The organism is Methylocystis sp. (genome assembly GCF_050251305.1).
In the GTDB taxonomy this organism is placed as follows: Bacteria; Pseudomonadota; Alphaproteobacteria; order Rhizobiales; family Beijerinckiaceae; genus Methylocystis.
Genome location: NZ_JBFWNB010000015.1, coordinates 1 through 15,409 on the forward strand (window position 1 = coordinate 1; position 15,409 = coordinate 15,409).

General features: G+C 64.0%; 18 protein-coding genes. 11 read left to right on the forward strand and 7 right to left on the reverse strand.

Annotation, left to right across the window (positions count from 1 at the left end):
• The 4 genes from AB7F41_RS07175 to rpsL form a co-directional block, all read right to left on the reverse strand.
• Positions 1-127 (reverse strand): GTP-binding protein (locus AB7F41_RS07175; RefSeq protein WP_237155033.1); only part of this gene is annotated, 127 nt, incomplete at its 3' end.
• A 45-nt stretch (positions 128-172) separates the two neighbouring features.
• Positions 173-2,248 carry an elongation factor G gene (gene fusA, locus AB7F41_RS07180; RefSeq protein WP_428383000.1) on the reverse strand — a complete coding sequence of 692 codons (2,076 nt, stop codon included), beginning with the start codon at positions 2,246-2,248 and terminating at the stop codon, positions 173-175.
• Positions 2,249-2,278: 30 nt separating this feature from the next.
• Positions 2,279-2,749 (reverse strand): 30S ribosomal protein S7, encoded by a 471-nt coding sequence (gene rpsG, locus AB7F41_RS07185; RefSeq protein ID WP_428382998.1) that lies wholly within the window; start codon positions 2,747-2,749, stop codon positions 2,279-2,281.
• 12 nt (positions 2,750-2,761) lie between these two features.
• A complete protein-coding gene (rpsL, locus tag AB7F41_RS07190; protein ID WP_014890767.1) occupies positions 2,762-3,133 on the reverse strand; it encodes a 30S ribosomal protein S12 in 372 nt (123 codons plus the stop codon).
• 789 nt (positions 3,134-3,922) lie between these two features.
• On the opposite strand from rpsL, the gene AB7F41_RS07195 reads away from it, so the two are divergent.
• Positions 3,923-4,162, forward strand: a complete 240-nt coding sequence (locus AB7F41_RS07195; RefSeq protein ID WP_428382996.1) for a YdcH family protein — start codon at positions 3,923-3,925, stop codon at positions 4,160-4,162.
• Positions 4,163-4,214: 52 nt separating this feature from the next.
• On the opposite strand, the gene AB7F41_RS07200 is transcribed toward AB7F41_RS07195, so the two are convergent.
• Positions 4,215-4,544, reverse strand: coding sequence for a hypothetical protein (locus AB7F41_RS07200; protein ID WP_428382994.1), 330 nt, complete (start codon positions 4,542-4,544; stop codon positions 4,215-4,217).
• Between the two features lie 551 nt (positions 4,545-5,095).
• On the opposite strand from AB7F41_RS07200, the gene AB7F41_RS07205 reads away from it, so the two are divergent.
• From AB7F41_RS07205 to AB7F41_RS07235, 7 genes are all read left to right on the forward strand, one after another.
• Positions 5,096-5,794: a response regulator transcription factor gene (locus AB7F41_RS07205; protein WP_014890774.1), complete on the forward strand. Its 699-nt coding sequence runs from the start codon at positions 5,096-5,098 to the stop codon at positions 5,792-5,794.
• 22 nt (positions 5,795-5,816) lie between these two features.
• Complete coding sequence (locus tag AB7F41_RS07210; protein WP_428382991.1) at positions 5,817-7,733, forward strand: stimulus-sensing domain-containing protein; 1,917 nt, start codon at positions 5,817-5,819, stop codon at positions 7,731-7,733.
• The gene (locus AB7F41_RS07215; protein WP_428382989.1) at positions 7,730-8,197 is read left to right on the forward strand and encodes an HPr kinase/phosphorylase; all 468 of its coding nucleotides are present in this window, start codon (positions 7,730-7,732) and stop codon (positions 8,195-8,197) included. Before AB7F41_RS07210 ends, AB7F41_RS07215 begins: the two co-directional genes overlap by 4 nt.
• Before the next feature lie 179 nt (positions 8,198-8,376).
• Positions 8,377-8,778, forward strand: coding sequence for a PTS sugar transporter subunit IIA (locus AB7F41_RS07220; RefSeq protein ID WP_428382987.1), 402 nt, complete (start codon positions 8,377-8,379; stop codon positions 8,776-8,778).
• Positions 8,775-9,089, forward strand: a complete 315-nt coding sequence (locus AB7F41_RS07225) for an HPr family phosphocarrier protein (protein ID WP_428382985.1) — start codon at positions 8,775-8,777, stop codon at positions 9,087-9,089. Before AB7F41_RS07220 ends, AB7F41_RS07225 begins: the two co-directional genes overlap by 4 nt.
• A gap of 178 nt (positions 9,090-9,267) precedes the next feature.
• Positions 9,268-11,085 carry a glucan ABC transporter ATP-binding protein/ permease gene (locus AB7F41_RS07230; protein ID WP_428382983.1) on the forward strand — a complete coding sequence of 606 codons (1,818 nt, stop codon included), beginning with the start codon at positions 9,268-9,270 and terminating at the stop codon, positions 11,083-11,085.
• Between the two features lie 231 nt (positions 11,086-11,316).
• A complete protein-coding gene (locus tag AB7F41_RS07235) occupies positions 11,317-12,057 on the forward strand; it encodes a YfdX family protein (protein WP_428382981.1) in 741 nt (246 codons plus the stop codon).
• A 100-nt stretch (positions 12,058-12,157) separates the two neighbouring features.
• Here the strand turns inward: AB7F41_RS07235 and rpsR are convergent, their stop codons facing one another.
• A complete protein-coding gene (gene rpsR, locus AB7F41_RS07240) occupies positions 12,158-12,394 on the reverse strand; it encodes a 30S ribosomal protein S18 (protein WP_428382979.1) in 237 nt (78 codons plus the stop codon).
• Positions 12,391-12,822 carry a 30S ribosomal protein S6 gene (rpsF, locus tag AB7F41_RS07245; RefSeq protein ID WP_428382977.1) on the reverse strand — a complete coding sequence of 144 codons (432 nt, stop codon included), beginning with the start codon at positions 12,820-12,822 and terminating at the stop codon, positions 12,391-12,393. Before rpsF ends, rpsR begins: the two co-directional genes overlap by 4 nt.
• Before the next feature lie 513 nt (positions 12,823-13,335).
• Between rpsF and AB7F41_RS07250 the strand changes: the two genes are divergently transcribed.
• From AB7F41_RS07250 to hemH, 3 genes are all read left to right on the forward strand, one after another.
• Positions 13,336-13,473: a hypothetical protein gene (locus AB7F41_RS07250; protein WP_428382976.1), complete on the forward strand. Its 138-nt coding sequence runs from the start codon at positions 13,336-13,338 to the stop codon at positions 13,471-13,473.
• Between the two features lie 73 nt (positions 13,474-13,546).
• Positions 13,547-14,359: a 3-methyl-2-oxobutanoate hydroxymethyltransferase gene (panB, locus tag AB7F41_RS07255; RefSeq protein ID WP_428382974.1), complete on the forward strand. Its 813-nt coding sequence runs from the start codon at positions 13,547-13,549 to the stop codon at positions 14,357-14,359.
• A complete protein-coding gene (gene hemH / locus AB7F41_RS07260) occupies positions 14,356-15,348 on the forward strand; it encodes a ferrochelatase (protein ID WP_428382972.1) in 993 nt (330 codons plus the stop codon). Before panB ends, hemH begins: the two co-directional genes overlap by 4 nt.
• Positions 15,349-15,409: the final 61 nt, after the last annotated feature.

The following is a 15,409-nucleotide window of genomic DNA, read 5'->3' on the forward strand; positions in this document are numbered from 1 at the left end:
TCGCGCCGCCCGTCTCCGCCAGAACCTTCGTGATCGCCGCCGTCAAAGACGTCTTGCCATGGTCGACGTGTCCAATCGTCCCAATGTTGCAGTGCGGCTTCGTGCGTGAAAACTTTTCCTTGGCCATCGCCGTGCTCCTTTAAAGAGTTCCTGTCGACCCGAGCGTTCGAGATCAGGCGTATTTCGCCTGAACCTTCTTCGACTCCGCTTCGGGCACTTGTTCGTAGTGATCGAATTGCATCGTGTAGCTCGCGCGTCCCTGCGTGAAGGAGCGCAGCTGATTGACGTAGCCGAACATATTGGCGAGCGGCACCATGGCGTTGATCACCACGGCGTTGGCGCGCATGTCCTGCCCCTGAATCTGTCCGCGGCGCGAGTTCAGATCGCCGATGACCGAGCCGGTGTATTCCTCCGGCGTCACCACCTCGACCTTCATGATCGGCTCGAGCAGCACCGAGCCGCCCTTCTGCAACGCTTCGCGCGTCGCCGCGCGCGACGCGATCTCGAAGGCGAGGACCGACGAGTCGACGTCGTGGAAGGCGCCGTCGATGAGCGTCGCCTTCAGATCGACGACCGGGAAGCCGGCGAGAATGCCGGAGGTCGTCACCGACTGAATGCCCTTGTCGACGCCGGGGATATATTCCTTCGGCACCGCGCCGCCGACGATCTTGCTTTCGAACTCATTGCCCTTGCCGGCTTCATTGGGCTCGAAAATGATCTTCACGCGCGCGAACTGGCCGGTGCCGCCGGTCTGCTTCTTGTGCGTGTAGTCGATTTCCTGCTTGCGGCCGAGACGCTCGCGATAGGCGACCTGCGGCGCGCCGATGTTGGCGTCGACCTTGTAGGTGCGCTTCAGGATGTCGACCTTGATGTCGAGATGCAGTTCGCCCATGCCCTTGAGGATGGTCTGGCCGCTTTCCTGATCGGTCGAGACGCGGAACGAGGGATCCTCGGCGGCGAGCTTCTGCAGCGCGATGCCGAGTTTCTCCTGGTCGGCCTTTGACTTCGGCTCGATGGCGATCTCGATGACCGGATCCGGGAACTCCATACGCTCCAGGATGACCGGCTTCTGCTGGTCGCAGAGCGTGTCGCCGGTGCGGGTGTCCTTGAGGCCGGCGAGCGCGACGATGTCGCCCGCATAGGCTTCCTTGATGTCCTCGCGGTTGTTGGCGTGCATCAGCAGCATGCGGCCGATGCGCTCTTTCTTTTCCTTCGTCGAATTGACCACGGTGGTGCCAGATTCGATCTTGCCCGAATAAACGCGGGCGAAGGTGATCGTGCCGACGAAGGGGTCGTCCATGATCTTGAAGGCGAGCATAGAGAAGGGCTCGGAGTCGAGCGGCTTGCGCACGATCTCTTCGCCGGTGTTCACGTCGACGCCCTTGATCGCCTCGCGATCGACCGGCGACGGCAGATAATAGACGACCGCGTCGAGCAGCGGCTGCACGCCCTTGTTCTTGAAGGCCGAGCCGCAGAACACCGGAATGAAGGCGATCTTGCGCACGGCGATGCGGATGAGCCTGTGCAGCGTCTCCTCGTCCGGCTCCTGGCCGTCGAGATAGGCCGCCATGGCGTCGTCGTCCATCTCGACCGCGGCCTCGACGAGCGCGGTGCGATAGTCCTTCGCCCGGTCGAGAAGATCGGCCGGAATCTCTTCGTCGTGATATTTCGCGCCGAGACCTTCGTCCTCCCAGACGACGGCCTTCATGCGCACGAGATCGATGACGCCCTTGAAGGCGTTCTCGGCGCCGATCGGCAATTGCGCGCAGATCGGGCGCCCGCCGACCCGGGTCTTGATTTCCTCGACGCAGCGGTCGAAGTCGGCGCCGATCTTGTCCATCTTGTTGACGAAGACGATGCGCGGCACATTGTATTTGTCGGCCTGACGCCAGACCGTCTCGGTCTGCGGCTCGACGCCCTGGTTGCCGTCGAGAACGCAGATCGCGCCATCGAGCACGCGCAGCGAGCGCTCGACCTCGATGGTGAAATCGACGTGGCCGGGCGTGTCGATGATGTTGAGGCGCTTGCCGTTCCAGAAGGTCGTCGTCGCGGCGGAGGTGATGGTGATGCCGCGCTCCTGCTCCTGCTCCATCCAGTCCATCGTCGCGGCGCCTTCATGCACCTCGCCGATCTTATGGCTCTTGCCGGAATAATAGAGGATACGCTCCGTCGTCGTCGTCTTGCCCGCATCAATGTGGGCCATGATGCCGAAGTTACGGTAGTCCTCGATCGGATGAGAGCGGGCCATAACGGTTGTCCTCGTGAAAGCTCGTGCGCCTTACCAGCGGTAGTGCGAGAAGGCGCGGTTGGCCTCCGCCATGCGATGCGTGTCCTCGCGCTTCTTCACCGCGGCGCCGCGGTTGTTGGAGGCGTCGAGGAGTTCGGCCGACAACCGGTCGACCATGGTCTTGTCGTTGCGGGCGCGCGCGGCGGTGATGATCCAGCGGATCGCAAGCGCCTGACGGCGTTCATTGCGCACTTCGACCGGCACCTGATAGGTGGCGCCGCCGACGCGGCGCGAGCGCACTTCGATCGCCGGAGCGACATTGTCGAGCGCCTGCTTGAACACGGCGAGCGGGTCGCTCTTCGCCTTGCTCTCGACCTGGTCGAGCGCGCCATAGACGATCGCCTCGGCGACCGACTTCTTGCCGTCGTACATGATCGAGTTCATGAATTTCGCGAGAACGACGTCGCCATATTTGGCGTCCTCGATAACTTCGCGCTTTTCCGCCCGGTGACGTCTCGACATCGCCGTATCTCCTTACTTCGGCCGCTTGGCGCCGTATTTCGAACGGCGCTGCTTGCGGTCCTTGACGCCCTGGGTGTCCAGAACGCCGCGCAGAATGTGATAGCGAACGCCGGGAAGGTCCTTCACGCGGCCGCCGCGGATCATCACGACCGAGTGTTCCTGAAGGTTGTGGCCCTCGCCCGGAATGTAGCCGATGACCTCGAACCCGTTGGTCAGACGCACCTTGGCGACCTTGCGAAGCGCCGAGTTCGGCTTCTTCGGCGTCGTCGTATAGACGCGCGTGCACACGCCGCGCTTCTGCGGGCAAGACTGCAGATGGCGCGCCTTTTCGCGATATGTGGGCGCCTGGCGCGGCTTGCGGATCAATTGGCTGATCGTCGGCATTCAATAAAGTCCTTCGCGTGATTGCGAATGGCGGATTTCGTGGTGAACCCGGCGCGCACCGCCTGGAAAGGCATGCGCAAACGAGCGAAGCGCCGATGGCCGTAAGGGCCAAGGCGCTTCTAACGCAGAGGATCCCGGAAGCCGGGATCGTGCCTTCCTGTCCGACACATCGTTGGGCGCGTTCTGATCGAAAAAGTCTTACAACTCTTTCGGAACGCGTCCGAAGCGCCGGTATGATTACCAATTTCGTTTGGCGGTCACAGGCAAGGCGACAGCGTTTAAGTTCGAAGGATCGAGAGCGAGGCGCCCGCGACGGCGTGAACTTACGGCCTGTCGAAAGTGCGCGGAACCTAATGGCGGCGCTGCGTCGCGTCAAGCGCAGATTGCGCGATTTTTCGAATATCGTCGCGCGCCGCGCCGCGCGTCCTCTTTCGCCCTGCGCATCGCCCCTGCGCCGGCGCTTTTTCATTGACAGCGCGCAATCGAACGATCGACAACATCCTGCGATGAGCATTCGCAGATCGCGTCAAACGGATCAAAATCGCCACAGCAGCTGAACGGCGACTGTCGTCCCATTACGCCCGGCAAGCGCCGACGCCAACATCTCAACGAAATGGCGAAGATTCAGCGTAACGGCTTGATTGCCGGGGGGATCAAGCGCGCCGCTGATTTCTTGCAAGATCATCTGCGCAGTTTCGTCGCATGCCGCCGACATTGCGCTCGGCTTAAGCCGGCCACATCATCGCGCGGACGGCGGCGACGCCAGAATCGTCAAGGAAGGAAGGTCGAATGAGCCACGTTGCGCACGAACTGCATGAAGAATTTCCGGAACAGGCCGAGGCGATCCACGCCCTGAAGGCCAAGAACGCCCACTTCGCGCGCATCGCCGAAGAATATCACATGCTCAATCGCGCCATTCACCGCATGGAGACGAATGTCGAGCCGGCGGACGACGCGACGATCGAAGACCTCAAGAAGAAGCGGCTCGCCCTCAAGGACGAGATCGCCGGTTTCCTCGTGACGACCTGATCCGCTCGTAACGGCGACCAGACGCCCCGGCGCGCGCCGGGGCGTTCCGCCGCTAGCGGTATTGCGCAGGCGGCTGCGGATTGTTCGCGGGATTGCTGTCGTGCTTGGTCAGGCGGGTGACCAGGGGCCCCCCGACCAGCGGCCGAAGTTCCGCCTCCAGCGCATCGGCGGCGTCCTTTCCATAGACTTCCTCGCCGGCGACATGGATCGAGAAGGCCTTGCTGTGCTTCTCGATCTTCTCGGGATCCTCGATCACCGCCTTGGTCCATTTGTAGAGCGGAAAATTTTCCTGCCCGCTCCGTTCGGCCGCCGCGACATAGTCCGCAAAGGCGTCGAGCTGGTTGCGAAGCCTGGCGTTGTGCTTGGCGAGAATATCGCTCAACGGCTTAAGTTCTTGACTTTCTGGATTTTTTCGAGCGAGCCTGGCCGCGTTCTCGGCAAGATTGACCCGAACTTGATATGCCCAGTCTTCGCTCATCGATCCGCTCCTTGGAACTGACGCCGTTGGTTCTTTTATGCTTGACCGGCGCTCCGGGCTGAAAGGCCCTCTAGCAGATTGGCGTGGGGCCGGCGTTTGCCAACCCCGGACGCTTCCCGACCGCCTGTCCCGCGTTCGCCGGTCCGATGGGCTGGCCAAACCAAGGGATCAGGTGATTTTTTCGGCGACCCTGTGTATAAAGTATTCAGACGGCATCGGGACGGCGGCGCCTGCGACGAACGTCGGCCACATTTCAGCCGCCTTGGCCTCGGACTTTGTGTTGGCGTTGACGGCGCGCCTTCCGGAGGGCCCGCCATCGAGTCGATTAAGAGTGTCGACTGTTGAGCGTCGACGTCGCGCCCCTGAACATCGGCGCGGCCGTTTCGCGCGGAAAGCGCAGTCATGTCGCGCCGGCCCCGACATTAAATTGCGGCCGCAAGTAGCAAAGGTTGAAGATGCCGACCATCGCTCTCGTCGACGACGATCGCAACATTCTGACCTCTGTCTCCATAGCTCTGGAGGGCGAGGGCTATCGCGTTCAGACTTATACCGACGGCGCCCAGGCGCTTGACGGGTTGCGGGCGAATCCGCCAGATCTCGCGATCTTCGATATCAAGATGCCGCGGATGGACGGCATGGAGCTTCTGCGCCGACTGCGGCAGAAGTCGGACCTCCCGGTGATTTTTCTCACCTCGAAGGACGAGGAAATCGACGAACTCTTCGGCCTGAAAATGGGCGCGGACGATTTCATCCATAAGCCCTTTTCGCAACGGCTGCTCGTCGAACGCGTCAAGGCGATCCTGCGCCGCGCGAACCCCAAGGAGGCCGCGGCCCAAAAGGAATCGGAGGCGAAAGTCCTGGAACGCGGCGCGCTCGTGATGGACCCCGAGCGCCACACCTGCACCTGGCGCGGCGATCCGGTCGTCCTGACGGTGACCGAATTCCTGATCTTGCAGTCGCTGGCGCAGCGCCCTGGCGTCGTGAAGAGCCGCAATGCGCTGATGGACGCGGCCTATGACGACCAGGTCTATGTCGACGACCGCACGATCGACAGCCACATCAAGCGTTTACGCAAGAAATTCAAGGTGGTGGACAATGATTTCGAAATGATCGAAACGCTCTATGGCGTCGGCTATCGATTCAAGGAAGCCTGAACTCTCGCGGAGGGAACGCGAGATGGACGCTAAACTCGAAGGGAACGCCGAGGTGAACGCCGCCGAAGAAGCGGCTGCGGAAGCTTCGCATCAGCCCGTCGCCAGTCCGAGTCAGGCGCCTACGCGCGAATCCGCTGCGGCAAGGGCGCGCCTGTGGCGCACGCTCTCCTTCCGATTCACGCGCACGATGCGCGCCATTCAATCGCATCTTTCATCTTCGCTCACCCGCCGGATCGTCGTTCTCAATCTCGGCGGCCTTGTCGCGCTGCTCGGCGGATTCCTCTACCTCAATCAGTTTCGCGAGGGACTGATCGACGCTCGCGTGCAGAGTCTGCAGACGCAGGGCGCGATCATCGCGGCGGCGGTCGCCGCCTCGGCGACGGTCGACACCGACGCCATCTCGATCGATCCCGAAAAGCTGTTGAAGCTCGCGCCGGGCGAGAGCGCCAGCGGCGCCGAGGGCGGCTCGCCGCTGGAGTTTTCGCTCAATCCCGAACGGGTCGGGCCGCTGCTGCGGCGGCTCGTGTCGCCGACGCGGCTGCGCGCGCGCATCTACGACCGGGACGGCTTTCTGCTGCTCGACTCGCGCTCCGTTTCCGGGCGATCCAACATTCTGCGCTTCGAACTGCCGCCGGCCGAGGCGCAACCCGCGACGCTCGACGCCTCCTCCTTCCTTGAAAGGACCCTGGACTTCGTCCAGCGATTGGCGCATCGGCCGGAACTGCCGCTTTATGAAGATATCGGCATGGGCAACGGCAAGGGCTATCCCGAGGTCGGCAGCGCGCTCGACGGTCGGATCCACTCGGTGGTGCGCGCCAACGCCAAGGGCGAAACCATCATCTCCGTCGCCGTTCCCGTTCAGCGCTTCCGGTCGGTTCGCGGCGCGCTGCTCCTCTCGACGATGGGCGGCGACATCGACGCCGTCATCGCCATGGAGCGCTGGGGCATCATCCGCATCTTTCTGGTCTCGGCCGGCGTGATGCTGCTGATTTCGCTGTTCTTCACCAACACCATCACCGAGCCCATGCGCCGCCTCGCAGAGGCCGCCGAGCGGGTGCGGCGCGGCGTGAAGTCCCGTCAGGAAATTCCCGATTTTTCCGACCGGCCCGACGAAATCGGCCATCTGTCCGGCGCGCTGCGCGACATGACCAAGGCGCTCTACAACCGTATCGACGCGATCGAGCATTTCGCCGCAGACGTGGCGCATGAACTCAAGAATCCGCTGACCTCGCTGCGCAGCGCCGTCGAGACTCTGCCGATCGCCAAGACCGACGCTGCGCGCGACAAGCTGCTCGCCATCATCAAACACGACGTCGGCCGGCTGGATCGCTTGATCAGCGACATTTCCGACGCCTCTCGTCTCGACGCCGAACTCGCGCGCGCCGACATGGACCTGGTCGACCTCTCGGCCGCCCTGTCGGCCGTCGTCAGCGTGTCGCGCGCCGTGGATTGCGGCGACGGCGTCACGATTCAACTGGACCTGCGCCCCTCGCCCTATGACTCGCCGCGGAGCCGGTGGCGCGTCATTGGCCATGACTCCCGTCTCGGCCAGGTGTTCAACAATCTGATCGACAACGCCAAGTCCTTCTCGAAGCGCGGCGGCGTCGTGCGCGTGCTCCTGTGGCCCGAACAGGCCAAGGGGCCTGGCGGTCAGCAGCTTGATGGCTACGAGATCATCATCGACGACGATGGGCCCGGAATCCCCGACGGGGCCTTCGACCGGATTTTTGAACGTTTCTACACCGACCGTCCCGAACAGGGGTTCGGGCAGAATTCCGGTCTGGGACTCTCGATCTCCCGCCAGATCATCGAAGCGCATGGCGGGCGCATCCGCGCCCTCAACCGCACCCGCGCGCACCCGCATGGCACGGATACGCCGCGCGAAGGCGATACGGTACTGGGCGCGCGTTTCGTGGTTTGGCTGCCAGCGGCCCGATGACGGCGCCGCCGCACGCGCCTGACTATATCCACGCGAATGCGCTCGTTCTCGGCGATTTTGGACTGCTGCTGCGCGGGCCGTCCGGCGCCGGCAAGAGCGCGCTCGCCTTGCAGCTCATCGCCGACTGGCGGACGCGGGGCGTTTTCGCGGCGCTTGTCGGAGACGACCGGGTCGCGATCGAGGCGCGCCACGGCCGGCTGATCGCCCGGCCCCATCCGGCGATCCGCGGCATGATCGAAGCGCGCGGCCTCGGCATATTGCGCGTCGCCTATGAGCCCGCCTGCGTCTTGCGCGCCGTCGTCGATCTGCGCGCCGGCGCGCAAGCGCCGAACCGCTATCCGGACGCCGACGAAACGACGACAGAGTTGAGCGGCGTGACCTTGCCGCGCATGTTCGAAAACGCCGCAAGCCTCGGCGCGGTCTCGCGGATTGCAGCCTACATTCAGACGGTTGCGACAAATTGACGGGGCCGTGCTGTTTTTGCTTGCCTATTTCACCGCATTGCACAAAATGTCGCCCCTGTTGAGCGAGGCGATTACGGCGGACGCAAGACTCCGGTATAATTGGCGCCGTTCGCCCCACGCGGCCGACGCGTTTTCAGATATCGGCGCGCAAGAGACGCCTTCATGAGTGGTAGGGTCGAATGATCGGAATGGTCTTGGTGACCCATGGCCACCTTGCCACTGAGTTTCGCGCGGCGCTCGAGCACGTCGTGGGGCCTCAGAAGCAGATCGCGGCGATCTCGATTGGTCCCGAGGACGACATGGAGCGGCGGCGCGCGGACATTATCGAGGCGATCCGCGACGCCGACAGCGGCGACGGCGTCGTGCTGCTGACCGATATGTTCGGCGGCACGCCGTCCAATCTGGCGATCTCGGTGATGGACGGCGGCAAGGTGGAGGTGCTCGCGGGCGTCAATCTGCCGATGCTGATCAAACTCGCTTCAGTCCGCGACACGCAGTCCCTGGAGCAGGCGGTCACGCAGGCGCAGGACGCGGGACGCAAATATGTTTACATCGCCAGCAAAGTGCTCAACGCAAAATGAATGATCTCGTGACCGACATGCATCAGGATGCCGCCGAAGAGTCCTTCTCGCGAGATCTACCGATCGTCAACAAGAAGGGGCTGCACGCGCGCGCGACCGCCAAATTCGTGCAGTGCTGCGAGAAATTCGATGCGGTCATCACGGTTTCGCGCGGCGATGAAACCGTCGGCGGCAGCTCGATCATGGGCATTCTGACGCTGGGCGCAGGCCAGGGATCGACGATCACCGTCACCGCGACGGGGCCGCAAGCCAAGGCGGCGCTCGACGCGCTTGAAACGCTCGTCGCCAATCGCTTCGGCGAGGACGAGTAGTTCGCGCCGAACCCGCCGGAGCCCGCGCAAGCTTTGGCGCGTTGAAACCTTACGCGGAAGCGGCCATGTCTGTAGGACGCGCGCGCAATAGCCCTCTCGCTCTTTGACCATTCAGGCCAGCGCGGAAGTTGCGGCCGCGCGCCGATTGCCGAACTCTTCCTTTCTGCAGGCGAGTCACATGTCCGTCTTTCGCGTCTATGTGCGGGTGCTGGGGCGATTGCGCCCTCAGGCGCGGCTCGCATTCATTCTCGTCGCCGCCAATCTGGCGCTCGCCGTCGCCGCCTTCGCCGAGCCGATGCTCTTCGGGCGCATCATCGACCGCATGACCCGGGCGCAAGCGCCGGATGTAACGCTGACCTGGAACGATCTGCTGCCGCTCGTCGCCGCCTGGGCGGCTTTCGGCCTCTTCTCGATCGGCGGCGCCATTCTCGTCGGCCTGAACGCCGACCGGCTCGCGCATCGCCGGCGGCTCGCGGTCATGTCGGATTATTTCGACCATGTCCTGAGCCTGCCGCTGAGTTTTCACACCAAGGTCCATTCCGGGCGTCTGCTGAAAATCATGCTCGACGGGGCGAACGCCATGTCGGGGCTGTGGCTGTCCTTCTTCCGTGAGAATTGCGCGTCGTTCGTCGCGCTGTTCGTTCTGCTGCCGGCGTCGCTTTTCGTCAACTGGCGGCTCGGCTCCCTGCTGATGGGGCTGGTCGTGATCTTCTATTTCGCGACGAGCTTCGTGCTCCGCCGCACCGAGGATCTGCAGGGCCAGGTCGAGCGCTACAATTCGACGCTCGCCGAACACGCCTCCGACGCGCTCGGCAATATTCCCGTGGTGCAGAGCTTCACGCGGATGGAGAGCGAGTCGCATGCGCTCAACCGCATCATCGACGACGTGCTGGCGGCGCAACTGCCCGTCCTCTCCTGGTGGGCGCTCGTCGTCGTCGCCAGCCGCGCCTCGGCCACACTGACGCTTCTCGCGATTTTTCTGCTCGGCGTCTGGCTGCATTTGCGCGGCCTCGCCACGATCGGCGAGATCGTCGCTTTCATGAGCTTTGCGACCATGCTGATCGCGCGGCTGGAGCAGGTCGTCGGCTTCATCAACGTCCTCTTCCAGCAGTCGGCGAAGATCGGGGAGTTCTTCGCCGTTCTCGACACGCAGCCGACCGTCGCCGACCGGCCGCATGCGCGCGACGCGGAACGTCTGACCGGCGCCGTCGAATTCGAGAACGTCACCTTCTCCTATGACGGGCGCCGGGCGGCGGTGCGCGACGTCTCCTTCGTGGCGAAGCCCAGCGAAACGATCGCGCTCGTCGGCTCGACCGGGTCCGGAAAATCGACGACGCTCGGGCTCCTGCATCGGGTCTTCGATCCGGACAGCGGCGTCGTCAAAATCGACGGCGTCGACATCCGCGAATTCACCTTGAGTTCGCTTCGCCGCAACATCGGCGTCGTCTTTCAGGAGCCGATGCTGTTTGCGCGCTCGATCGACGAAAATCTGCGCATCGGCAATCCCGACGCGACCGAGGAGGAGATCGTCCATGCGCTCGAACTGGCGCAGGCGACGGAATTCGTGTCGCATCAGAGCGACGGTCGCCAGACTCGCGTCGGCGAACGCGGCCGCTCGCTCTCCGGCGGCGAACGCCAGCGGCTCTCGATCGCGCGGGCGCTGTTGAAAAACCCGCCGATCATGGTGTTCGACGAGGCGACCTCGGCGCTCGACGCGACGACCGAACGGCTGATCCAGAAGGCGTTGGAGGCGGCGACGCAGGGGCGCACGACCTTCGTCATCGCCCACCGGCTGGCCACCGTGCGCAACGCCGACCGCATTCTTGTCTTCGATCAGGGCGAGATCGTCGAAAGCGGCGAGTTCGATGAGCTGGTGGCGAAGGGCGGCCGTTTCGCGACTCTCGCGGCGGCGCAATTCATGACCGAACCGACGGTTTCCGCGACGCATCTCGACGGGCTTTACGAAGCTGCCACGGCGGAAGCGGCGGCGGAGTGATGCGGCTCGGTCTCATCCGTCCGCACAACGCATAGCATCCTGCTCTGGCACCGCGGGCCGCCTGACGCTTCGCGATGGCGCGAACTGACGGGCGCGCCGCGTCAAGTCGCCGCAATCCGAGGCTTGCCGCAGAAACAAACGGGAAAGACCGCAGCAAATCAAGCTCAATAGGCTCCTCTCGTCCGGCTGCGTCCGCGCCCGGACCCGTTCCGCGGAGGAGGAGACATGAGATTGAAAAAACTAAACGGATTGATCGTCGTCGCATCCTGTCTCGCGATTTCGGCTTCGCTTCCCGCGTTCGCCCGCGCCGAGCGTTCGGCCGCTGCGGTCCGCGCCAAGGTGAAGGACACGGCTGTCGCGACAGAAGCGCCGAAAGACGACGCCGCCGAACGCGCGATGATGCGTTTGTCGCAGGATGGGTTCTCGGCGGTCCGGGCGGTCCGGGCGGCGAGGATCGCGCTGTTCAACGGCAAGCCCGAATTCGTCTCGCAGCTGCTCGACAGCGCCGAAGCATCGCTTCGGGCGGCCGAGAAGGAAGCGCCCTCCTTCACCGTGAAAGTCAGCGAGACGATCAACGGCAAGAGCGAGGAAACCTCGACGCAGAGCCAGAAGATCGATCTCATTCCGATCGACGCGACGCTCGCGCTGGCCGACGACTATGTTCCGACGGACGACAAGAAGGCGCATATCGCCAAGGCGAACGAGCATCTCAAGAAGGGCGAGCAGAAGGCGGCCATGGAAGAGCTTCGCCTCGCCGAAGTCGCCTTGAACTACACGCGCATCCTGATGCCGATCGAGGCGACGAAAAAACATGTCGACCAGGCGGTCCAGCTCCTCGGAGAGCATAAATATTATGAAGCGAATCTGGCGTTGAAGGCGGTGGAGGATGGGCTGACGGTCGAAACCGTCAATCTGATCGAGCCGACGGGCAAGGGCGCCGCCGCCGCGCCGCAAAAGCCCGCCGCCAAATAGCGCCGCAAGCAACGCCGCAAGCGCGCGCTCCTGACTGGCGCGCATAGAAAAAGCCGCGCCCCTTTCGGAGCGCGGCCGTAGGCTTCATGAAGCGATCTTCTTAGCGGATCACGTAAGGCAGCAGGCCGAGAAAACGGGCGCGCTTGATCGCCTGGGCGAGTTCGCGCTGCTTCTTGGCCGAAACGGCGGTGATGCGCGAGGGCACGATCTTGCCGCGCTCGCTGATGTAACGGGACAACAGACGCGTGTCCTTGTAGTCGATCTTCGGCGCGTTGGCGCCGGAGAACGGGCAGGACTTGCGGCGGCGGAAGAAGGGACGACGGGGCGCGGAGCTCATTCTTCCTCTCCTCCCTCAGGCTTGCTTTCTTCGCGGCGCGGGCGACGTTCGCCACGATCGCCTCTGTCGCCGCGCGGGCCGCGGCGCTCGCCGCGGTCATCGTCTTCGCGCTTGCGCAGCTGGGCGGACGGGCCGTCCTCCAGCTCGTCGACGCGCAGCGTCAGCACGCGCAGAATGTCCTCGCTGATGCCCTGCTGGCGCTCCATCTCGGCGATCGCCGCCGGCGGCGCGTCGATGTTCATCAGGGTGAAATGCGCCTTGCGGTTCTTCTTGATCCGATAGGCGAGCGATTTGACGCCCCAATATTCGGTCTTGCCGACCGTGCCGCCGAGCGACGCGATGACGTTTTTGAACTGCCCGGTCAGAGCCTCCACCTGCTGGGGAGAAATGTCCTGACGGGCGAGATAGACATGCTCGTAAAGAGGCATGGATTTTCGCCTTTCCGTTGCCGCGAGCCGTTCCGGCGCCAAGCCCTTCGAGCGTTTCTTGGGGACGCGCCCCGGAAAGGCTCGAATGGAAAGTTCGAAGGCGGAGACACGGGAAGACGGGAATCGCTCCCTCGCTCGTTTTCTCGCATATTCTTGTCCGAAAACCGCTTTACACTTTTCGGGAAGATGCGCGTCGAGCGCTTCCGTTCAGCCCCCGGCCGGGAACCTCGCGATAGCCGCGCTTTATACCGAGGTCTCGGCAAGATGCAAGCCGGCGGCGCGGACCGGAAACGCGAGTTTCGGCGACGGCCCGGCGGCTGCGGTCGGCGGGCCGCGCGTCGGGGCATGCCGCTTGCCGGAACGGCGGGAGCGAATTACGGTCGCGTCGCCCCGCCGAACATGGAAGATCGTTTTTGGCGGGAGGGCCGGCAAGGTTCATGTTTTAGACGGGATTACATGCGATTCCCTCTAAAACGATCCTGCTCCTGGCGATCCCGCCCCTGGAAAGACGAGATGATGCGCAAATTGACGCTTTTCGCGCTGCTGGCCGGCCTCGCCGCGCTGCTCTCCGCCTGCGACAAATGCGGCGGCTTCCAGGAACTGCGCCTGCCTGGCCAGCCTCACGCCTGCAGGGACGGCGCCCCGCATTGAGCCTGATTTCCCGGAAGCGCCTGCCGTTTTGAGATAGATTGCCGCCCTGACGTAGGCGCGCCGGAGTCCCCGTTTGTCGAACGCTAGCACCTTCCCCGACATGAAGCGCCGGGGAGAGAAGATCGTGGTCGTCACCGCCTATGACGCGCCCACAGCGCGCATCGAGGTCGAGGCGGGGGTCGACATCATTCTCGTCGGCGACAGCGTCGGCGTGAATATTCTGGGCTATGCGCATGAGCGCGAGGTGACGCTCGCCGATATGGCGCATCATATCGCGGCTGTGCGGCGCGGCGCGCCCGGCGTCTATATCATCGGCGACCTGCCCTATGCGACCTATGACGCGCCCGAACAGGCGATCGGGAATGCGCGCATCCTGCGCGACGCCGGCGCCGACTGCGTGAAATTCGAAGGCGCTCAGCCGGACATCGTGCGCGCCCTGACCGCGGCCGGCTTCGACGTGTGCTGTCATCTGGGACTGGAGTCGCAGCATCACGAGGTCAAGCGGCGCCAGGGCAAGACGGCGCAGGCCGCCGCCAAGCTCTATGACGACGCGCTGGCGCTCGACGCCGCCGGACAGGCGTTTCTGGTGCTGGAGCTCGTGCCGCATGAACTCGCCGCACGGGTGACGCGCGCGATCAAGGCGCCGACGATCGGCATCGGCGCCGGCGCGGCGACGGATGGACAGGTCCTCGTCGTCAACGATCTCGCCGGCGTCACCGCGCGCGAATTCAAGCATAACCGCCGTTACGGCGCCCTCGGCGCGGCGTTGCGCGACGCCGTCGCGGCCTATGCGCGCGACGTGCGCGCCGGCCGCTTTCCGGAGGAGGCGCACGGTTTCCATATGGCGGACGAGGAACGCGCCGCCTTTGAAAGCCTGCGGCCGTGAGTTCCGATTCCCCCGTCGGCCTGCTCCTCGTCAATCTCGGCACGCCGGACGCGCCCGACGTCGCGGCGGTGCGGCGCTATCTCGCGCAATTTCTTTCCGACCGCAGAGTCGTCGATCTCCCGCGCGCGCTGTGGCTTCCGATCCTCTATGGCGTCGTGCTTACGACGCGTCCGGCCCGCTCGGCGAAGCTCTACGAGTCCATTTGGAACAACGACTCCGGCGAAGGGCCGCTGAAGACGTTCACGCGCCTGCAAGCCGAGAAACTGCAGGCGCAGATGGGCGCATCCCGCCTCATCGTCGACTATGCGCTCCGTTACGGCGCGCCGTCGATCGCGGAGCAGATCGAAACGCTGACGGCAAAAGGCTGCGAGCGGATCGCGCTGCTGCCGCTCTATCCGCAATATGCGTCGTCGACCACGGGCTCCGCCGCCGACGCCGCCTTCGACGCGCTGCGCGATATGCGCAAGCAGCCGGCATTGCGCATCGGCGCGCCCTATTACGACGACCCCGCCTATATCGAGGCGCTCGCGGCGCATATGACGCGCGCGCTCGCCGCGCTCGATTTCGAGCCGGAGGTCGTCATCGCGTCGTTTCACGGCCTGCCGCAGGCGCAGATCGATCGCGGCGATCCCTATCGCGATCACTGCGAGACGACCTGGCGGCTGCTCTGCGAAAAGCTCGGGATGCGCCAGGACCGCCTGCGTCTCGCCTTTCAATCGCGCTTCGGGCGGGCGCAGTGGATCGGCCCCTACACATCCGATGTCGTGAGCGAACTTGCGGGCGCGGGCGTCAAGCGCATCGCCGTCGCGGCGCCGGGATTCGCCGCGGACTGTCTGGAAACGATCGAAGAGCTCGGCGTCGAGATCCGCGATCTCTTCTTAAAGAAGGGCGGCGCGAAATACGCGCGTCTGCCCTGTCTCAATGACAGCGACGAAGGCATGGCGCTCATCGAGACTCTGGCGAGACGCGAACTCGCGGGTTGGATCTAGCCCGTATTTCCTAGCGATTGAACTTGTCCGCGCTGATCCGTGTTGAGTTGTAGGATTAGGA

Excerpts from the sequence above, each read along its gene's own strand:
- AB7F41_RS07230 (WP_428382983.1), top strand. The coding sequence starts at position 9,268 with ATGTCCGTCTTTCGCGTCTATGTGCGGGTGCTGGGGCGATTGCGCCCT.
- AB7F41_RS07205 (WP_014890774.1), top strand. The coding sequence starts at position 5,096 with ATGCCGACCATCGCTCTCGTCGACGACGATCGCAACATTCTGACCTCT.
- AB7F41_RS07250 (WP_428382976.1), top strand. The coding sequence starts at position 13,336 with ATGATGCGCAAATTGACGCTTTTCGCGCTGCTGGCCGGCCTCGCCGCG.
- AB7F41_RS07195 (WP_428382996.1), top strand. The coding sequence starts at position 3,923 with ATGAGCCACGTTGCGCACGAACTGCATGAAGAATTTCCGGAACAGGCC.
- fusA (WP_428383000.1), bottom strand. The coding sequence starts at position 2,248 with ATGGCCCGCTCTCATCCGATCGAGGACTACCGTAACTTCGGCATCATG.
- AB7F41_RS07210 (WP_428382991.1), top strand. The coding sequence starts at position 5,817 with ATGGACGCTAAACTCGAAGGGAACGCCGAGGTGAACGCCGCCGAAGAA.
- rpsF (WP_428382977.1), bottom strand. The coding sequence starts at position 12,822 with ATGCCTCTTTACGAGCATGTCTATCTCGCCCGTCAGGACATTTCTCCC.
- rpsL (WP_014890767.1), bottom strand. The coding sequence starts at position 3,133 with ATGCCGACGATCAGCCAATTGATCCGCAAGCCGCGCCAGGCGCCCACA.
- AB7F41_RS07225 (WP_428382985.1), top strand. The coding sequence starts at position 8,775 with ATGAATGATCTCGTGACCGACATGCATCAGGATGCCGCCGAAGAGTCC.
- rpsG (WP_428382998.1), bottom strand. The coding sequence starts at position 2,749 with ATGTCGAGACGTCACCGGGCGGAAAAGCGCGAAGTTATCGAGGACGCC.
- AB7F41_RS07220 (WP_428382987.1), top strand. The coding sequence starts at position 8,377 with ATGATCGGAATGGTCTTGGTGACCCATGGCCACCTTGCCACTGAGTTT.
- AB7F41_RS07215 (WP_428382989.1), top strand. The coding sequence starts at position 7,730 with ATGACGGCGCCGCCGCACGCGCCTGACTATATCCACGCGAATGCGCTC.
- rpsR (WP_428382979.1), bottom strand. The coding sequence starts at position 12,394 with ATGAGCTCCGCGCCCCGTCGTCCCTTCTTCCGCCGCCGCAAGTCCTGC.